We start from the raw sequence: 15075 nt of genomic DNA, 5'->3' as shown, positions 1-15075 counted from the left end.
CGGTGCAGACCGAGTACATCCGCACCGAGGCGGTGCCCAAACAGGCACTCACCGCGACGCTGTTCTACCTCGCCGAAAGTGGGTCTGCACAGCCGGTCACGTCGACGAACCTGCCGCCGACCGAACCACAGAGCGTCGCTTCGGCGCTCGGCGGGGTCACGGTCACAAGACCCCCGGCGAACAGGGCCGCAACAGCGCACAGCACTACCTTGCGCACATCTCCTCCCTTCGGCGAAGGCAACCGCCTTCGCCGACCTGATTGTGGCAGTGACGCATGCGTCAGGAGGCCGAACGCGCGATCGGCGCGTCGCCGTAACGAACTCCGCCGACGCGTCGATGTCTTCTGCGATGGTCGAACCATTCCTTCCTGTATGGTGGCCGCATCCGGCTTCGATCAGGATCACCAGCCGTACATCTAGCTCACCTATTCACCATTTGCTCTGTCTGGGCATTCTGAGCCTGGGCGCACCGACATGACGCTGGGCGCCGAACGCAGCGCACGTGCGTGCGCACCGTGGCACCGCCGGTGGATCAATGCTAGGCTTGACGAGCGTCTCGACTTTGCATTCATGGTGTGGCACACCAGCTCTCACGCATCCATGTGCTCTTGATCGATCCCTCGATCCCTGCGCAGATGCCTGCACGAACGCTTCGCTCGTCCATGCAGATGCAAAGAATAGGGAAACACCTGATTCCTCGCGGCCTACCTCTGACTAGGTTTGCCACGGGCGTCTGGTGCGCAGCACCCGTCCGCATTCCGTCGATGGTTTCCAGCAGGGGGGACTAGCAGTCGTGGCCGTGAACACCGAGTTGTCGAACAACCGGCACCGTGTGCGCAGAAATCTCAGCCGGTTGACGGCCCTACCCCTCGCCATGGCGGCGGCGTTCGCGGTCTTCGCGGCGCCGGCGAACGCGGCCGAAGCGTGGCAACGCAAGAGCCCGCCGCTGTCGACACCGTGGTCGCATCTGGTTGGCCCGAATAACGCCCTCCCGGAGTATCCCCGCCCGCAGATGGTGCGGGCGCGCTGGCTGAACCTCAACGGTGTGTGGGCCTACACCGGGCGATCGCAGGCATCCGCCCTGGCGACTCCCCCGTCCACCGCCGCGTACGACGAGAAGATCCTGGTGCCCTATCCCACGGAGTCGGCGCTTTCGGGAGTCCAGCGTCACGACGACCAGATGTGGTACCGCAAGAGTTTTCAGTTGCCCGGCACCTGGCGCGGCCAGCGCGTACTCCTGCATTTCGGCGCGGTCGACCAGACCGCAACCGTGTGGGTCAACAACAAGCGCGTCGCCCACCACGAGGGCGGGTTCACCTCGTTCAGCGCCGACATCACCGACGCGCTGCGCTGGACCGGCACCCAGGAGATCGTCGTACGCGCCGAGGACCGCAACGAGGCCGCACCGTTCCCCGTCGGCAAGCAGCGCAACGATCCCGAGGGTCTCTTCTACACCGGCGCCTCCGGGATCTGGCAGACGGTGTGGATGGAACCGGTGCGGGCCGCACACATCGACAAACTCGACATCACGGCGGATCTGAAGGGTTTCACCGTCACGACGCGCTCCACCGGAACGACGAAGGAACGCGCCGAGGTGATCGTGTCGGCGCCCGACGGTCCGACGTTGGCCCGCAGTTCCGGTGAACCGGGCAAGCCCGTGCGCGTGCCGGTACCGGACCCGCGGCTGTGGACGCCGGACGATCCCTACCTCTACGACCTCACGGTGCGGTTGGTCACGCCGGAGGGCAAGGTCGTCGACGAGGTCGCCAGCTACGGCGGCCTGCGCACGATCACCACGGTCAAAGATCCTCAGGGCCGGCCGCGAATCGCGTTGAACGACAAGATCACATTCCTGCACGGCCCGCTCGACCAGGGTTACTGGCCCGACGGGATCTACACCGCGCCCACCGACGACGCGCTGAGGTTCGACCTCGAACGAACCAAGGCACTCGGCATGAACTTCGTCCGCAAGCACGCGAAGGTGGAACCGGCGCGCTGGTACTACTGGACGGACAAGCTCGGGCTGATGGTGTGGCAGGACATGCCGTCGCTGGACGTCTCGCTCGACATTCCGGTTGGCCCGGCGCCCGAACCTTCGCCCGCGGCGAAGGCCAACTTCGAGCGTGAGCTCGTCGAGATGATCGACCAGTTGCGAAGCGTCACTTCGATCGTCGGCTGGGTTCCGTTCAACGAGGGGTGGGGCGAGTTCGACACTGCGAGGATCGCGGGTGTGGCCAAGGCGGCCGATCCGACCCGGATGGTGAATGCCAACAGCGGGGTGAACTGCTGCAAGTCGCGGCCCGACAGCAGGGCCGGCGATGTGTACGACGACCACACCTACGTCGGTCCCGGGCGCCCGGTTCTGCACGACAACCCCGCGACCCCGCACGACGAGCGCACGATGCTCGGCAACCGTCCTATCCCGCTCGAGCATCGCGTCGTCGTCGACGGCGAGTACGGCGGGCTCGGGTTGGTTCCCGAGGGCAACCGCTGGCCCGGTAAACCGCAGGCCTACGAGATGACCGACAGCCGAGCGCGATTGACCGACCGCTACGTCCAGGTGAGCCGCGACCTCGAAGACGAGGTCCGCAAGGGCGGCCTGTCCGGCGCCATCTACACCCAGACCACCGACGTCGAGAACGAGGTCAACGGGTTCATGACCTACGACCGCTGGCTGGTCAAGGTGTCGATGCGCACGGTCGCCGAACGCAACCGCGCGGTGATCGCGACGGGGGCGCAGGTGAACGAACCGGTCGAGCAGCGGCGGTGAGTCACAACGTGCGCAAGCTGACGAACTCGCGCTGACGGCCGCTGACCGGATCGGTGAACTCGAGGCGGTGCGCCAGAAGCTGCAACGGGCGCGAGAAGTCGTCCGGCGCGACGTCGATCACGTCCGGATACAACGGGTCGTTCGCGATCGGCAGACCCAGCGAGGTCATGTGCACCCGCAGCTGATGCGTTCGCCCCGTTCGCGGTGTCAACCGGTACAGCCCGTCGCCAAGTTGCTCGACGACGGTCTCGGCGTTCGGCTCGCCGGGCTCCTCGACCGCCTGTAACTGGCCGCGTCGCTTGACGATCCGGCTGCGCAGGGTGACGGGAAACGCCAACTCCGGATCGACGCCCGCCCTCGCCAGGTACGTCTTGCGTACCTCGCCGTGGGCGAACATCGTCTGATAGGGCCCACGCAGGTCGCGACGCGTCGTGAACAGCAGCACGCCGGCGGTCAACCGGTCCAGGCGATGCGCGGGCGACAACTCCGGCAGGTCCAGTTCCCGGCGCAACCGCACCAACGCCGTCTGCGCGACGTGGCGCCCCCGCGGCATCGTCGCGATGAAGTGCGGTTTGTCGACGACCACGATGTCGTCGTCGCGGTGCAGCACGGGGATGTCGAACGGCACCGGAATCTCTTCGCGCAGTTCGCGGTACAGGTAGACGAACGCTCCCGGCGGCAGCACGGTCCCGGCGGTGACGACCTCGCCGTCTGCGGTCACCACCTCGCCGGCGAGCACCTTGGCCGCGGCCTCGTCACCGAACCGGTCCGCCAGTTCGACCAGCACCGCACCGCCGCGCAACCGCACCCGCGCCGGTCCCAGTCCGTCCCGCACGGGTAGCGGCGCCACCCGCCTCAATTGAGCGGCACCGGTTCGAGGATCTCGGCGCGCGCTTCCGGCGCTGCCGCGCGCAACGCGTCGGCCGATTCGTCGTCGGGTTCCTGCTGCGAACGGATCTCCGCGTCCACCCGCGCCAGGTACGTCTTGACCTCGCGGTCGATGTCCTCGTCGCTCCAGCCCAGCACTGGCGCAACGACTTCGGCGACCTCGCGCGCGCAGTCCACCCCGCGGTGCGGGTACTCGATCGAGATCCTCATCCGCCGCGCGAGGATGTCCTCGAGGTGAAGAGCGCCCTCGGCGGCCGCGGCATACCACGCCTCGACCTTCAGATACACCGGCGCCTCGGTGATCGGATCAAGAAGGTCGGGCCGGACTGCGGCCTGTTCGCTGGCCATCTGCAGCACCTCGCCGATCAAAGAGCCGTACCGGTCCAGCAGGTGGCGCACCCGGTACGGGTGCAGGTCGTAATGCTTTCCGACGCTTTCGGTCTGGTTGATCAGCGCGAAGTATCCGTCCGCTCCCATCAGCGGGACCTTCTCGGTGATCGACCGTGCGACCCGCGCCGGGATGTACTCGGCCGCGGCGTCGATGGCATCCTCGGCCATCACCCGGTACGTCGTGTACTTGCCGCCGGCGATCGCGACCAGGCCCGGGGCGGGAACCGCGACGGCGTGCTCGCGCGACAGCTTCGAGGTCTCCTCGCTCTCGCCCGCCAGCAGCGGCCGCAGCCCGGCGTACACGCCGTCGATGTCGTCGTGCGTGAGCGGCGTCGCCAGCACTGTGTTGACCGTCTGAAGGATGTAGTCGATGTCGGCCTTGGTGGCCGCCGGATGCGCCAGGTCGAGATTCCAGTCGGTGTCGGTGGTCCCGATGATCCAGTGCGTCCCCCACGGGATCACGAACAGCACCGACTTCTCGGTGCGCAGGATGATCGCCACCTCGCTGACGATCCGGTCGCGCGGCACAACGATGTGCACACCTTTGGAAGCGCGCACCCGAAATCGCCCACGCTGCTTGGACAGGGCCTGGATCTCGTCGGTCCAGACGCCGGTGGCGTTCACGACGACGTGCCCGTGCACCTCGGTGACCGCGCCGTTCTCGGAGTCGCGGACCTCCACCCCGGTGACCCGGTCACCTTCCCGAAGCAACGCGACCACCTGCGTCGACGTCCGCACCACGGCCCCGTAGTGCGCGGCCGTGCGGGCGACCGTCATGGTGTGCCGCGCGTCGTCGACCACGGTGTCGAAATACCGGATGCCGCCGATCAGCGACGACCGCTTGAGACCCGGCGCCAGGCGCAGCGCTCCCGATTTGGTCAAATGCTTCTGCGCCGGAACCGATTTCGCGCCGCCCAGCTGGTCGTATAGGAAGATGCCGGCTGCCACGTACGGCCGCTCCCACCACCGGTTGGTCAGCGGGAACAGGAACGGCAGCGGTTTGACCAGATGCGGTGCCAACGTCGTGAGCGACAGCTCCCGCTCATGCAGCGCCTCGCGCACCAAGCCGAACTCCAGCTGCTCGAGGTAACGCAGCCCGCCGTGGAACATCTTCGACGACCGGCTCGACGTGCCCGACGCGAAATCCCGCGCCTCGACCAGGGCCACCTTCAAGCCTCGCGTCGCCGCGTCCAGGGCGGCGCCCGCGCCGACGACTCCCCCGCCGATCACCACGACGTCGAACTGCTCATTGCCGAGCCGCTCCCAGGCCTCCGCCCGCTGCTGGGGACCCAGAAGCGTCTGCCCGTTCGCCGGGATCGGGTCACTCACGGGAATGGCTCCTAGTTACTCGTCGGTACGGTCGCGCATCCCAGGCTACGTGGAACTAGTCCAGATCGTCGTGCGCCATCAGGCGCCGGCCCGCTTCGGTGATCGACCCCGACAGCGACGGATACACCGAGAACGTCTGCGCCAGGTCCTCGACGTCGTTGCCGTTCTGCACCGCCAGTGCGATCGGCATGATCAGCTCCGATGCGATCGGCGCGACCACGACGCCGCCGATCACCACCCCCGTCGCCGGTCGACAGAAGATCTTGACGAAACCGCGCCGCAGGCTCGACATCTTGGCCCGGGCGTTGGTGTTGAGCGGCAGCGTGATCGTCCGCGCGGCCACCGAACCGTCGTCGATCTTCGACTGCGGCACCCCGACCGCGGCGATCTCGGGCCGGGTGAACACGGCCGCGGCGACGGTGCGCAACCGGATCGGTTCGAGTCCTTCGCCCAGCACGTGGTACATCGCGATGCGGCCCTGCATGGCGGCCACCGAGGCCAACAGCATCAGCCCGGTGCAGTCGCCGGCGGCGTAGATGCCCGGCACGCCGGTGCGCGAGACCCGGTCGACCTTCAGATAGTCGCCCTTGCCCAGCTCGATGCCGACCCGTTCCAGGCCCAGATTGCTGGTGTTGGGCACCGAACCGACCGTCATCAATGCGTGGCTGCCCTCGACGGTGCGGCCGTCGGTCATCGTGACCAGCACACCGGACCCGTTGCGCTTGACCGACTGGGCGCGCGCGTTCTTGACCAACGTCACACCGCGATCGCTCAGCGCGTCCTCGAGTACGCCGGCGGCATCGGAGTCCTCGTGCGGCAGGATCTGGTCGCGGCTGGCCACGACGGTCACCTTCACCCCAAGCTCGGTGTAGGCGTTGACGAACTCCGCGCCGGTGACGCCGGAGCCGACGACGATCAGATGCTCGGGCAGCTCCTCGAGGTCGTAGAGCTGGCGCCAGTTCAGGATGCGTTCGCCGTCCGGTTCGGCGCCGGGCAGCACGCGGGGGCTCGCCCCGGTGGCGATCAGCACGACGTCGGCCTTCAGCGTGCTGGCGGTGCCGTCGTGCTCGGTCACCTTGACCGTGTGAGTGGCCATCCCCGGCATGTCGTCGACCAGTTCGCCGCGGCCTGCGATCAGGGTGACGCCGTCGTTGCGCAGCCGTTCGGCGATGTCGGCCGACTGCGCGGCGGCCAGCGTCTTGACCCGCTCGTTGATCTTGGACAGCGAGATCTCGGCGTCGGAGAATTCCAGCGCGTATCCGAGGTCGGGGGCGCGGCGCAGCTCGGTGCGCACGCCTGTCGAGGCGATGAAGGTCTTGGACGGCACGCAATCCCACAGCACGCAGGCCCCGCCGATGCCGTCGGCGTCGACGACGGTGACCTCGGCAACTTCGGGTCCGCGGGTCGCGGCGACCAGTGCGGCCTCATAGCCGGCGGGCCCGCCGCCGATGATCACGATGCGGGTTGCCACGCCCCCAACCTAACGAAGCGGGAGGTTGATCGCCCACGCGGCGCGCTAACGCTTAGTCTTTCCTGGTGCCGCTCTACGCCGCCTACGGATCGAACATGCATCCGGAGCAGATGTTGCAGCGCGCCCCTCATTCACCGATGGCAGGAACGGGCTGGCTGCACGGCTGGCGCCTGACGTTCGGCGGGGAGGACATCGGCTGGGAGGGTGCGCTCGCGACCGTCGTCGAGGATCCCACGTCGAAGGTCTTCGTGGTGCTCTACGACATGACCAAGGACGACGAGGCCAACCTGGACCGCTGGGAAGGTTCGGAGCTCGGGTTCCACAAGAAGATCCGCTGCCGGGTGCACCGCATCTCGTCGGACACCGATTTCGAACCGGTGCTGGCCTGGTTGTACGTGGTCGACGCGTGGGAGGGCGGCCTGCCGTCGGCGCGCTACCTCGGTGTGATGGCCGACGCCGCCGAGATCGCGGGCGCGCCAGCGGAGTACGTGCACGATCTGCGCACCCGCCCCGCGCTCAACATCGGGCCGGGTTCCGAGCCTCGATAGCGCGCGTCAGCGATAGCCGGGCCGACGCCGCCCGGCGGCGTTCGAACCTGCGATGTTCGACCATGCGCTCGGCCTCTCGGCGTACGTCGCGCCGGATCGTCCGCCACAGCGCGCCGCGCTCGACGTCGGAATTGCGGGCCGCCGCGGCCACCCAGCGCACCACCCGGGTGGGTGAGAACACCCGCTGCGGCGACACCAGCCGGTTGAAGGCGTCGGCGACCTCGGTGAAGCCGCCGGGCCTGGCGGCGAACCAGCGGTAAGCGGCCATTTCGATCGGCGATACCTCGTCGTCGCGCCCCAACAGGTTGGCCCACTGGTACATCGGCAGGCACTGAGCATCGCGGTCGAGCTCCCACGCCGTCAGCGCGCGGTCGAGTTCGGCGGGCTCGTCCAGATGCGGCGCGGCGGCCTCGCCGAGTAGGCGGCCGAAGCGCAACGCGTCACGGATGCCCTGCGCGGTGACCGGGTCCTTGAAATGTCCGGCGTCGCCCGCCAACGCCCACCCCGGGCCCGACGAATGCCGGAAATAGGAGGGGTGCGAGTAGGACGTCCGGATCTTGGTGACACGGGTACAACCGCAGAGCCGCTCGGCGTACGGGGCAATGCGCTCGACAGTGGCGTCGAACGCGGCCGCGACGTCGACGCGGAACTCGTCGGCGCGGCGCACCGGCGGCATCTGCAGCGCGACCAATTGCCCTCCGTCGCAGGGGAACACCGTCACGAGGTCGTCGTGGTGGCGCCACTGCATGGCGACGTGTCGCAGGTCGGCGTTGGCGTCCTCGTAGTAGGCGTAGGCCATCATTCGTTGGTTGGGCCAGTGGTGGTGGTCACGGGTGCCGACCAGACGCGCGACTGTCGATCGACGGCCGTCGGCGCCGATCACCAGTTTGGCGGTGATCGTCCCGGTGGAGCCGTCCCGCAGCCGGTATTGCACCCCCGACACGCGGCCGGCGTCGTCGCGGATCAGGTCGGTGACGCGCGCTCGCTCGCGCACGTCGGCGCCCGCCTCGCGCGCGGTCTCCACGAGCGCGAGGTCGAGTCCCGGCCGGCGGACGCAGCCGCCGGCGGACAACCCCTCGTACACGCTCGACGGCCCGACGACCTCGATGCCGGGCGCGCCTAGCCCGGCGTGGGTGTGCAGCGGGGCGCCGAGCTTCATCACGCGGTCGCGGGCGCCGAGCCGTTCCAGTTCGGCCCAGTGGTGGGTGAAGAACAGGTGCGTGGACAGAGTGTCGGACGGAAAGGTCGCGCCGTCGAGTGCGATGACACGCCGACCGCGGCGGGCGAGCGTGATCGCGGCGGCGGAGCCGGCGCAGCGGGCGCCGACGATGACGACGTCGGTGTGCTCGGGCATTGCGTCAGGATGCCAGCTGGAAGCCATTTTTATAAGCGTTTTCAGTTTATGAATCGACTTGCAATTTCGGTTCGTGGCCTATCCTTGGCCGATGTCCGCAGAGCCGCTGGAGCCCGCGCCGACGCCGGCCGCGGCCCGTTCCGGCCGGCGCCGCGCACGCGCCAAGGCCGCCCTCCTGGACGCCGCGGAGGTGGTGTTCGGCCGCGAGGGTTACGAGGGCGCGCGCATCGAGGAGATCGCCGAATTGGCCGACGTGTCGGTCGGCTCGATCTACACCCACTTCGATGGCAAGCGCGGCCTGTATCTGGAGCTCGTGGACCGTGCTCTCGCCCTGTTCACCGAGTACATGCAGCGAAGCGAGGATCCGGAGCTGACGCCGTTGCAGAAGGTGCTGGCCGGCGGCGACGCCTATCTGCGCTTTCACCTCGAGCATCCGGGCGCATTTCATTTCCTTGCGTATCGCAGCCCCGGCGCCCAGCCCCTGTCCGGAGACGACGAGACGGAAGCTCGGATCCGTGACCGGGTCGGTCTGCTGCTCAGCCGATTCGCCGGGCAGATCGACAACGCAATCGCGACCGGTGAAGCCCGGCCCGTCGACTCCCTACGGCTGACGCATTACCTGTGGGGCGCGTGGAACGGTGTGATCGCGTTGCGCCAACAACCCGACGGACTGCGGATCTCCGACGAGGAGATCGCCGAAACGCTGGAGCTCGCGCGGTGGCTGCTGCGCGAAGGCCTGGCCGCATCGTCGCTGCGCGACGCCAACGGCGAAGTGGGAGAACGGGTTCCGCTGCCGCATATCAAGTAGGCGGGCGGTCTTCTAGAACGCGGCGGCCTGGTCGATGATGTTGACGAGGACCCGCACCCCGACCGCGAGCGCGCGCTCGTCGAGGTCGAAAGTCGGCTGATGCAAATCCAATTGAGGCCCGCGGCCGGTCCACACGCCCAACCGGGCCATGGCGCCTGGCACCTCCTCCAGATACCAGGAGAAGTCCTCGCCGCCGCCGGACTGGCGGGTGTCGGCCAGCACGTCCGGGCCGATCGCCTCGATCGCGTGGGTGAGGATGCGCGTCGAGATCTCCTCGTTGACCACCGGCGGAACGCCGCGGCGGTACTGCACGGTGTGCTCGATGTGCAGCGGCGACAACAGCGACGAGATCACCTCGCGCACAATCGACTCCAGGGTCTCCCAGGTGTCGCGGCTGGCGGTGCGGATGGTGCCGGCCAGCGTTCCGGTCTGCGGGATCGCGTTCGCGGCGACGCCCGCGTTCACCGCACCCCACACCATCACGGTGCTGTTACGCGGATCGATGCGGCGCGACAGCACACCGGGCACCCCGGTGATCAACGTGCCGAGCCCGTACACCAGGTCACCGGTGAGATGCGGTCGCGAGGTGTGCCCGCCCGGCGAATGCAACGTCACCTCGAGCTGATCGGCGGCCGAGGTGATCGGCCCGGGCCGCATCGCCACCTTGCCGACCGCCAGCCGCGGATCGCAGTGCAGCGCGAAGATTCGCGACACACCGGTCAGCGCGCCCGCGGCAATCGCGTCGATCGCGCCGCCCGGCATCAGCTCCTCCGCGGCCTGGAAGATCAGCCGCACCCCGACGGGAAGCTCCGGCACCGACGCCATCGCCAGCGCGGCGCCCAGCAGGATCGCGGTGTGCGCGTCGTGCCCGCAGGCGTGCGAGACGTTGGGGACCAGCGACGCGTACGCCGCGCCGGTCCGGTCGGCCATCGGCAGCGCGTCCATGTCGGCGCGCAGCGCGATCCGCGGCCCGTGCTCGGGGCCGAAGTCACACGTCAACCCGGTGCCGCCCGGGAGCACCTTCGGGTTCAAGCCCGCATCGGCCAGCCGCGACGCCACGAACTGCGTGGTCGCGAACTCCTGGCGCCCCAACTCGGGATGCATGTGGATGTGGCGGCGCCACTCGACGAGATCGTCGAAGTGGGCCGAGAGCCACCGCGCGGCGGCGTGGGGCAGCACGCTCATGACGCCCGCCTCGCCTGCAGCTCCAGCACCCGGTCGCGCTCCTGCGGCGTCTGCGCCAGGCGAACGACCGTACGGGCCAGCATGACCGCACCCTCGACCACCGCCTTGTCCGCGCTCGGGCCCGCGGCGGCCTCGGCGAACGCGGGCTGATGCACCGAGGCGCCGCCCGCGTCGATGCCGACGATCGGATGGATACCGGGCATCGTCTGCGTGACGTTGCCCATGTCCGTGGAGCCCAGCGGCAACGCCGCCTCCAGCTCGGATGGCACCGGTTCGCGGCCCACCCGCCGCATCTCCTCGCGGAAGGTGTCGGCCAGCCAGGTGTCCGGGGTCAGTTCGTAATAGCTCGGTTCGGTCTCGGCGACCTCGTGACTGCAGCCGGTGGCCACCGCACCAGCCAGGAAGCAGTCGGCCATCCGCTGTTCGAGTTCGCACAGCGAGGCCGCGTCGTTGGCCCGCATCGTGTACTGCATCTCGGCGTGCGCGGGGATGACGTTGGTGGCCTGACCGCCGTCGGTGACGATGCCGTGTGCCATCTGACCCGGTGCCATCTGCTGGCGCAGCAACCCGATCGCCACCTGCGCGACGGTGATCGCGTCGACGGCGTTGAGGCCGAGGTAGGGAGCCACGGCTGCATGCGCTTCCCTGCCCGTGTACCGGACCGCGACCTGCGACAGCGCGAGCGAGCGCGCGGCGGCGATGTCGAGCGGGCCGGGGTGCAGCATCACCGACGCGGCGATGTCGTCGAAGGTCCCGGCGTTCAGCAGCAGCACCTTCCCGCCACCGGCCTCCTCGGCCGGGGTCCCGAGAAGCACCACCGTCAAACCCAGTTCATCGGCCACATCCGCCAACGCCAGGGCGGTGCCGACGGCCGAGGCCGCGATGATGTTGTGCCCGCAGGCGTGACCGATGCCGGGTAGCGCGTCGTACTCGGCGCAGAGGCCGATGACGAGGGGTCCGCTGCCGTAGTCGGCGCGAAACGCGGTCTCCAGCCCCGCGGGCGCCTTCGTCACCGTGAATCCGTACTCGGCGACAAGCGTTTGCGTCTTGGCGCAGCTGCGGTGTTCGGCGAATGCGAGCTCGGGCTCGGCGTGGATCGAGTGTGAGAGTTCGACCAGGTCGTCACGGCGCCGGTGGACGGCGTCCTCGACGACGTCCGACGCGGTGAGTGCTGGCATCTTGGCAGTATCTCACTGCGGCCTGGGGGCGGTTGCGACAGATAAGCTCGCCGACTGTGACCGATGCGCAGGCACTGGCCGCCGAAGCCGCGGCCGCCCTCGGCGTGCGCACCGGCGTCGACCGCCACGACGTCGCCGTCGTGCTCGGTTCGGGCTGGGCTCCTGCGGTGCAGCGGCTGGGCGATCCGGTCGCGGTCGTGCCGGTCGCGGAGCTGCCGGGGTTCACACCACCGGCCGCGGAAGGCCACGGCGGCCAGGTGTTGTCGATGCGCATCGCCGATCACCGGGTGCTGGTGTTCGTCGGCCGCATCCATCCCTACGAGGGCCACGACCTGCGCCACATCGTGCATCCGGTGCGCACCGCATGCGTCGGTGGCGTGCACACGGTCGTGCTGACCAACGCTGCGGGCGGGCTGCGCGAGGACTTCGCGGTCGGCCAGCCGGTGCTGATCAGCGACCACCTCAACCTCACCGGCCGTTCGCCGCTGGTGGGACCCCGGTTCGTGGACATGGTCGACGCGTACGCACCGCGGCTGCGCGAGCTGACGAGGGAGATCGACCCGACGCTCGCCGACGGTGTCTACGCCGGGCTGCCCGGACCGCAGTACGAGACGCCCGCCGAGATCCGGATGCTGCGGACGCTGGGCGCTGACCTCGTCGGCATGTCGACCGTGCACGAAACCATCGCCGCGCGCGAGGCGGGTGCCGAGGTGCTGGGCGTGTCGCTGGTGACCAACCTCGCGGCGGGCATGACCGGGCAACCGCTGAATCACGAAGAGGTGCTGGAGGCGGGCCGTCAGTCGGCGATGCGAATGGGAGCCTTGCTCGCGGCGGTCATCGCGCGCCTCTGACCGCGCGCGAGAAGCCGGAATATGCCGCCGTGAAATTGGGCACACTACGCCCATGACTGCGTCGCCGACCACGAGTACCGCGCAGGAGTGGATCTCGCACGACCCGGATCCCAAGACCGCCGCCGAGTTGTCGGAGTGTTCCGAAGAAGAGCTCGAGCAGCGGTTCGCCCACCCGTTGACATTCGGCACCGCCGGTCTGCGGGGGCCGTTGCGCGGCGGACCGAGCGGGATGAACCTCGCCGTCGTGCTGCGGGCCACCTGGGGGGTGGCCAAGGTGCTCAAGGACCGCGGTCTGGCCGGCCAGGACGTCATCGTCGGACGCGACGCCCGGCACGGTTCCGACGACTTCGCACTGGCCGCCGCCGAAGTTCTTGCGGCCCAAGGCTTTCCTGTCACCCTGTTCTTCGCGGCCGTGCCCACCCCCGTTCTGGCGTTCACGGTGCGCCATCGTCCCGCGGCGGCGGGCATCCAGATCACCGCTTCACACAACCCGCCGTCCGACAACGGCTTCAAGGTGTTCTTCGGCGGCGGATACCCAATCGCGTCACCGACCGACCGCGAGATCGAGGCGGCGATGGCCGAAGCGCCGCACGCCGACGAGATCCCCCGTGCGGCGGTCACGCCCGGCGGCGTCGACGAGGTGCAGCGCTATGTCGAGCGCGCCGCGACCATCCGCCACACCCACGGTTCGGTGCGCATCGCGTTCACCCCGCTACACGGCGTGGGTGGCGAGTTCGCGCTCGACGCGTTCGTGCGCGCCGGCCTCGAGGACGTGCACGTCGTGGACGACCAGTTCGCGCCCGACGCCGACTTCCCCACGGTCAGCACCGCCAACCCCGAAGAACCCGAGGCGGTCGAAGCGGTGCTGAGATTGGCCGCCGACGTCGACGCCGACGTCGCCATCGCGCTGGATCCGGACGCCGACCGATGCGCGGTCGGCGTTCCCACGCCCGACGGGTGGCGCATGCTCTCGGGCGACGAAACCGGTTGGCTTCTCGGGGATTACATCCTCTCGCAGGTCGAACCGGGACCGGTGATGGAGACCACCGTGGTGGCCAGCACGCTGGTGTCGTCGCGCATGCTTTCGGCGATCGCGCGGGAACACGGCGCGCGGCACGTCGAGACGCCGACGGGCTTCAAGTGGTTGGCACGAGCCGACGACGACCTGCCCGGCTGCACGCTGGTGTACGCCTACGAAGAGGCGATCGGACACTGTGTCGATCCCTCCGCCGTCCGGGACAAGGACGGCATCAGTGCCGCGGTGTTGATCTGCGATCTGATCGTCGCGTTGCGCGACCGCGGGCACACGCTGCTCGACGCGCTCGACGACCTGGCCCGCCGCCACGGTGTGCACACCACGACGGCGGTCTCGCGACCCGTCGAGAACACCCACGAGGCCGCCGCGGTGATGACCCGCCTGCGCGAGACACCGCCCGAGAGCCTCGCCGGATATCACGTGACCGTCACCGACCTGCTGCCAGAGGACGGCACCGACGCGTTGATCATGACCGGCGCCGACGACGATGTCTCCGTACGCATCGTGGTGCGCCCCTCGGGAACCGAGCCAAAAGTCAAGTCCTACATCGAGGTTCGCTGCGGCCAGGTGACTGATCTGGCGGCGGCGCGGGAACGGGCACGACGCGTGCAGGAGGAGTTGCGGGAGGCCGCCGCGCGCCTTTAACGGGGACCGAACTGGCGGTCCCCGGCGTCGCCGAGGCCGGGCACGATGTAGGCGACCTCGTTGAGTCCCTCGTCGATGGTCGCGGTGACCAGCCGGATGTCCGGAGCCGCTTTCGCCAGTGCGGCAAGGCCTTCCGGGGCGACGACGACGCAGATCGCCGTGATGTCAACGGCGTTGCGGGAATACAGCAGCTCGACGGTGTGCACCATCGAACCGCCCGTCGCGAGCATCGGGTCGAGCACGATCACCGGCCGCGTGCTCAGGTCCTCGGGCAGCGACTCGAGATACGGCGTCGGCTGATGTGTCTCCTCGTCGCGCGCGACGCCGACGAAACCCACCCGCGCCTCGGGTATCAACGCGTGCGCCTGGTCGACCATGCCCAGGCCGGCACGCAGGACGGGCACGAGCAACGGCGGGTTGGCGAGCCGGCATCCGGTCGTCTCGGTGAGCGGGGTGCGCACCGAGACGGTTTCGACGGCGGCGTCCCGGGTGGCTTCGTACACCAGCATCAGCGTGAGATCGCGCAGCGCGGCCCGAAACGCGGCGTTGTTCGTCTTCTCATCGCGCAAAGTGGTCAGTCGCGCGGCCGCCAGCGGGTGATCGACCACGCGCACATCCATGGG

At 68.9% G+C, this 15075-nt stretch carries 13 protein-coding genes; 6 read left to right on the top strand and 7 right to left on the bottom strand.

Translation table 11 applies throughout. From position 1 onward, the window contains the following. On the top strand, positions 1–419 hold a 419-nt coding region (locus tag A5752_RS28125), incomplete at its 5' end, for a hypothetical protein (protein WP_231983503.1). Positions 420–873: 454 nt separating this feature from the next. After that, entirely contained in the window at positions 874–2769 is a 1896-nt protein-coding gene (locus A5752_RS24700; protein WP_067091547.1) for a glycoside hydrolase family 2 protein, read from the top strand. Position 2770: 1 nt separating this feature from the next. On the opposite strand, the gene A5752_RS24695 is transcribed toward A5752_RS24700, so the two are convergent. Genes A5752_RS24695 through A5752_RS24685 form a run of 3 tightly spaced genes read right to left on the bottom strand, consistent with a single transcriptional unit; the run spans position 2771 to position 6847 of the window. Then, the gene (locus A5752_RS24695) at positions 2771–3628 is read right to left on the bottom strand and encodes a pseudouridine synthase (RefSeq protein ID WP_067091450.1); all 858 of its coding nucleotides are present in this window, start codon (positions 3626–3628) and stop codon (positions 2771–2773) included. Beyond that, a complete protein-coding gene (locus A5752_RS24690; RefSeq protein ID WP_067091446.1) occupies positions 3625–5376 on the bottom strand; it encodes a glycerol-3-phosphate dehydrogenase/oxidase in 1752 nt (583 codons plus the stop codon). Before A5752_RS24690 ends, A5752_RS24695 begins: the two co-directional genes overlap by 4 nt. 55 nt (positions 5377–5431) lie before the next feature. Then, on the bottom strand, positions 5432–6847 hold the full coding sequence (locus A5752_RS24685) for an NAD(P)H-quinone dehydrogenase (protein ID WP_067091444.1): 1416 nt from the start codon (positions 6845–6847) through the stop codon (positions 5432–5434). Positions 6848–6912: 65 nt separating this feature from the next. On the opposite strand from A5752_RS24685, the gene A5752_RS24680 reads away from it, so the two are divergent. Then, positions 6913–7395, top strand: a complete 483-nt coding sequence (locus tag A5752_RS24680) for a gamma-glutamylcyclotransferase family protein (protein WP_067091442.1) — start codon at positions 6913–6915, stop codon at positions 7393–7395. On the opposite strand, the gene A5752_RS24675 is transcribed toward A5752_RS24680, so the two are convergent. After that, positions 7364–8749, bottom strand: a complete 1386-nt coding sequence (locus A5752_RS24675; RefSeq protein WP_067091438.1) for an NAD(P)/FAD-dependent oxidoreductase — start codon at positions 8747–8749, stop codon at positions 7364–7366. The two genes, A5752_RS24680 and A5752_RS24675, sit on opposite strands and share 32 nt — an antisense overlap. A 91-nt stretch (positions 8750–8840) precedes the next feature. On the opposite strand from A5752_RS24675, the gene A5752_RS24670 reads away from it, so the two are divergent. After that, positions 8841–9557 (top strand): TetR/AcrR family transcriptional regulator, encoded by a 717-nt coding sequence (locus A5752_RS24670; protein ID WP_067091435.1) that lies wholly within the window; start codon positions 8841–8843, stop codon positions 9555–9557. A 12-nt stretch (positions 9558–9569) separates the two neighbouring features. Here the strand turns inward: A5752_RS24670 and A5752_RS24665 are convergent, their stop codons facing one another. Both A5752_RS24665 and A5752_RS24660 read right to left on the bottom strand, forming a co-directional pair. Then, positions 9570–10742, bottom strand: coding sequence for an amidohydrolase (locus A5752_RS24665; protein ID WP_067091433.1), 1173 nt, complete (start codon positions 10740–10742; stop codon positions 9570–9572). Beyond that, positions 10739–11920, bottom strand: coding sequence for a M20 family metallopeptidase (locus tag A5752_RS24660; protein WP_067091430.1), 1182 nt, complete (start codon positions 11918–11920; stop codon positions 10739–10741). Before A5752_RS24660 ends, A5752_RS24665 begins: the two co-directional genes overlap by 4 nt. Before the next feature lie 56 nt (positions 11921–11976). On the opposite strand from A5752_RS24660, the gene A5752_RS24655 reads away from it, so the two are divergent. Both A5752_RS24655 and A5752_RS24650 read left to right on the top strand, forming a co-directional pair. Further along, complete coding sequence (locus A5752_RS24655) at positions 11977–12771, top strand: purine-nucleoside phosphorylase (protein WP_067091427.1); 795 nt, start codon at positions 11977–11979, stop codon at positions 12769–12771. A 52-nt stretch (positions 12772–12823) separates the two neighbouring features. Continuing rightward, positions 12824–14452, top strand: coding sequence for a phospho-sugar mutase (locus A5752_RS24650; protein ID WP_067091424.1), 1629 nt, complete (start codon positions 12824–12826; stop codon positions 14450–14452). On the opposite strand, the gene upp is transcribed toward A5752_RS24650, so the two are convergent. After that, positions 14449–15072, bottom strand: a complete 624-nt coding sequence (gene upp / locus A5752_RS24645) for a uracil phosphoribosyltransferase (protein ID WP_067091421.1) — start codon at positions 15070–15072, stop codon at positions 14449–14451. The genes A5752_RS24650 and upp overlap by 4 nt on opposite strands. Between the last annotated feature and the right edge of the window lie 3 nt (positions 15073–15075).

It is taken from the genome of Mycobacterium sp. 852002-51961_SCH5331710, from assembly GCF_001665535.1.
Taxonomy (GTDB): Bacteria; Actinomycetota; Actinomycetes; order Mycobacteriales; family Mycobacteriaceae; genus Mycobacterium.
Note: the sequence above shows the minus strand (reverse complement) of the source record. Positions and strands in the feature narration are given on the sequence as shown.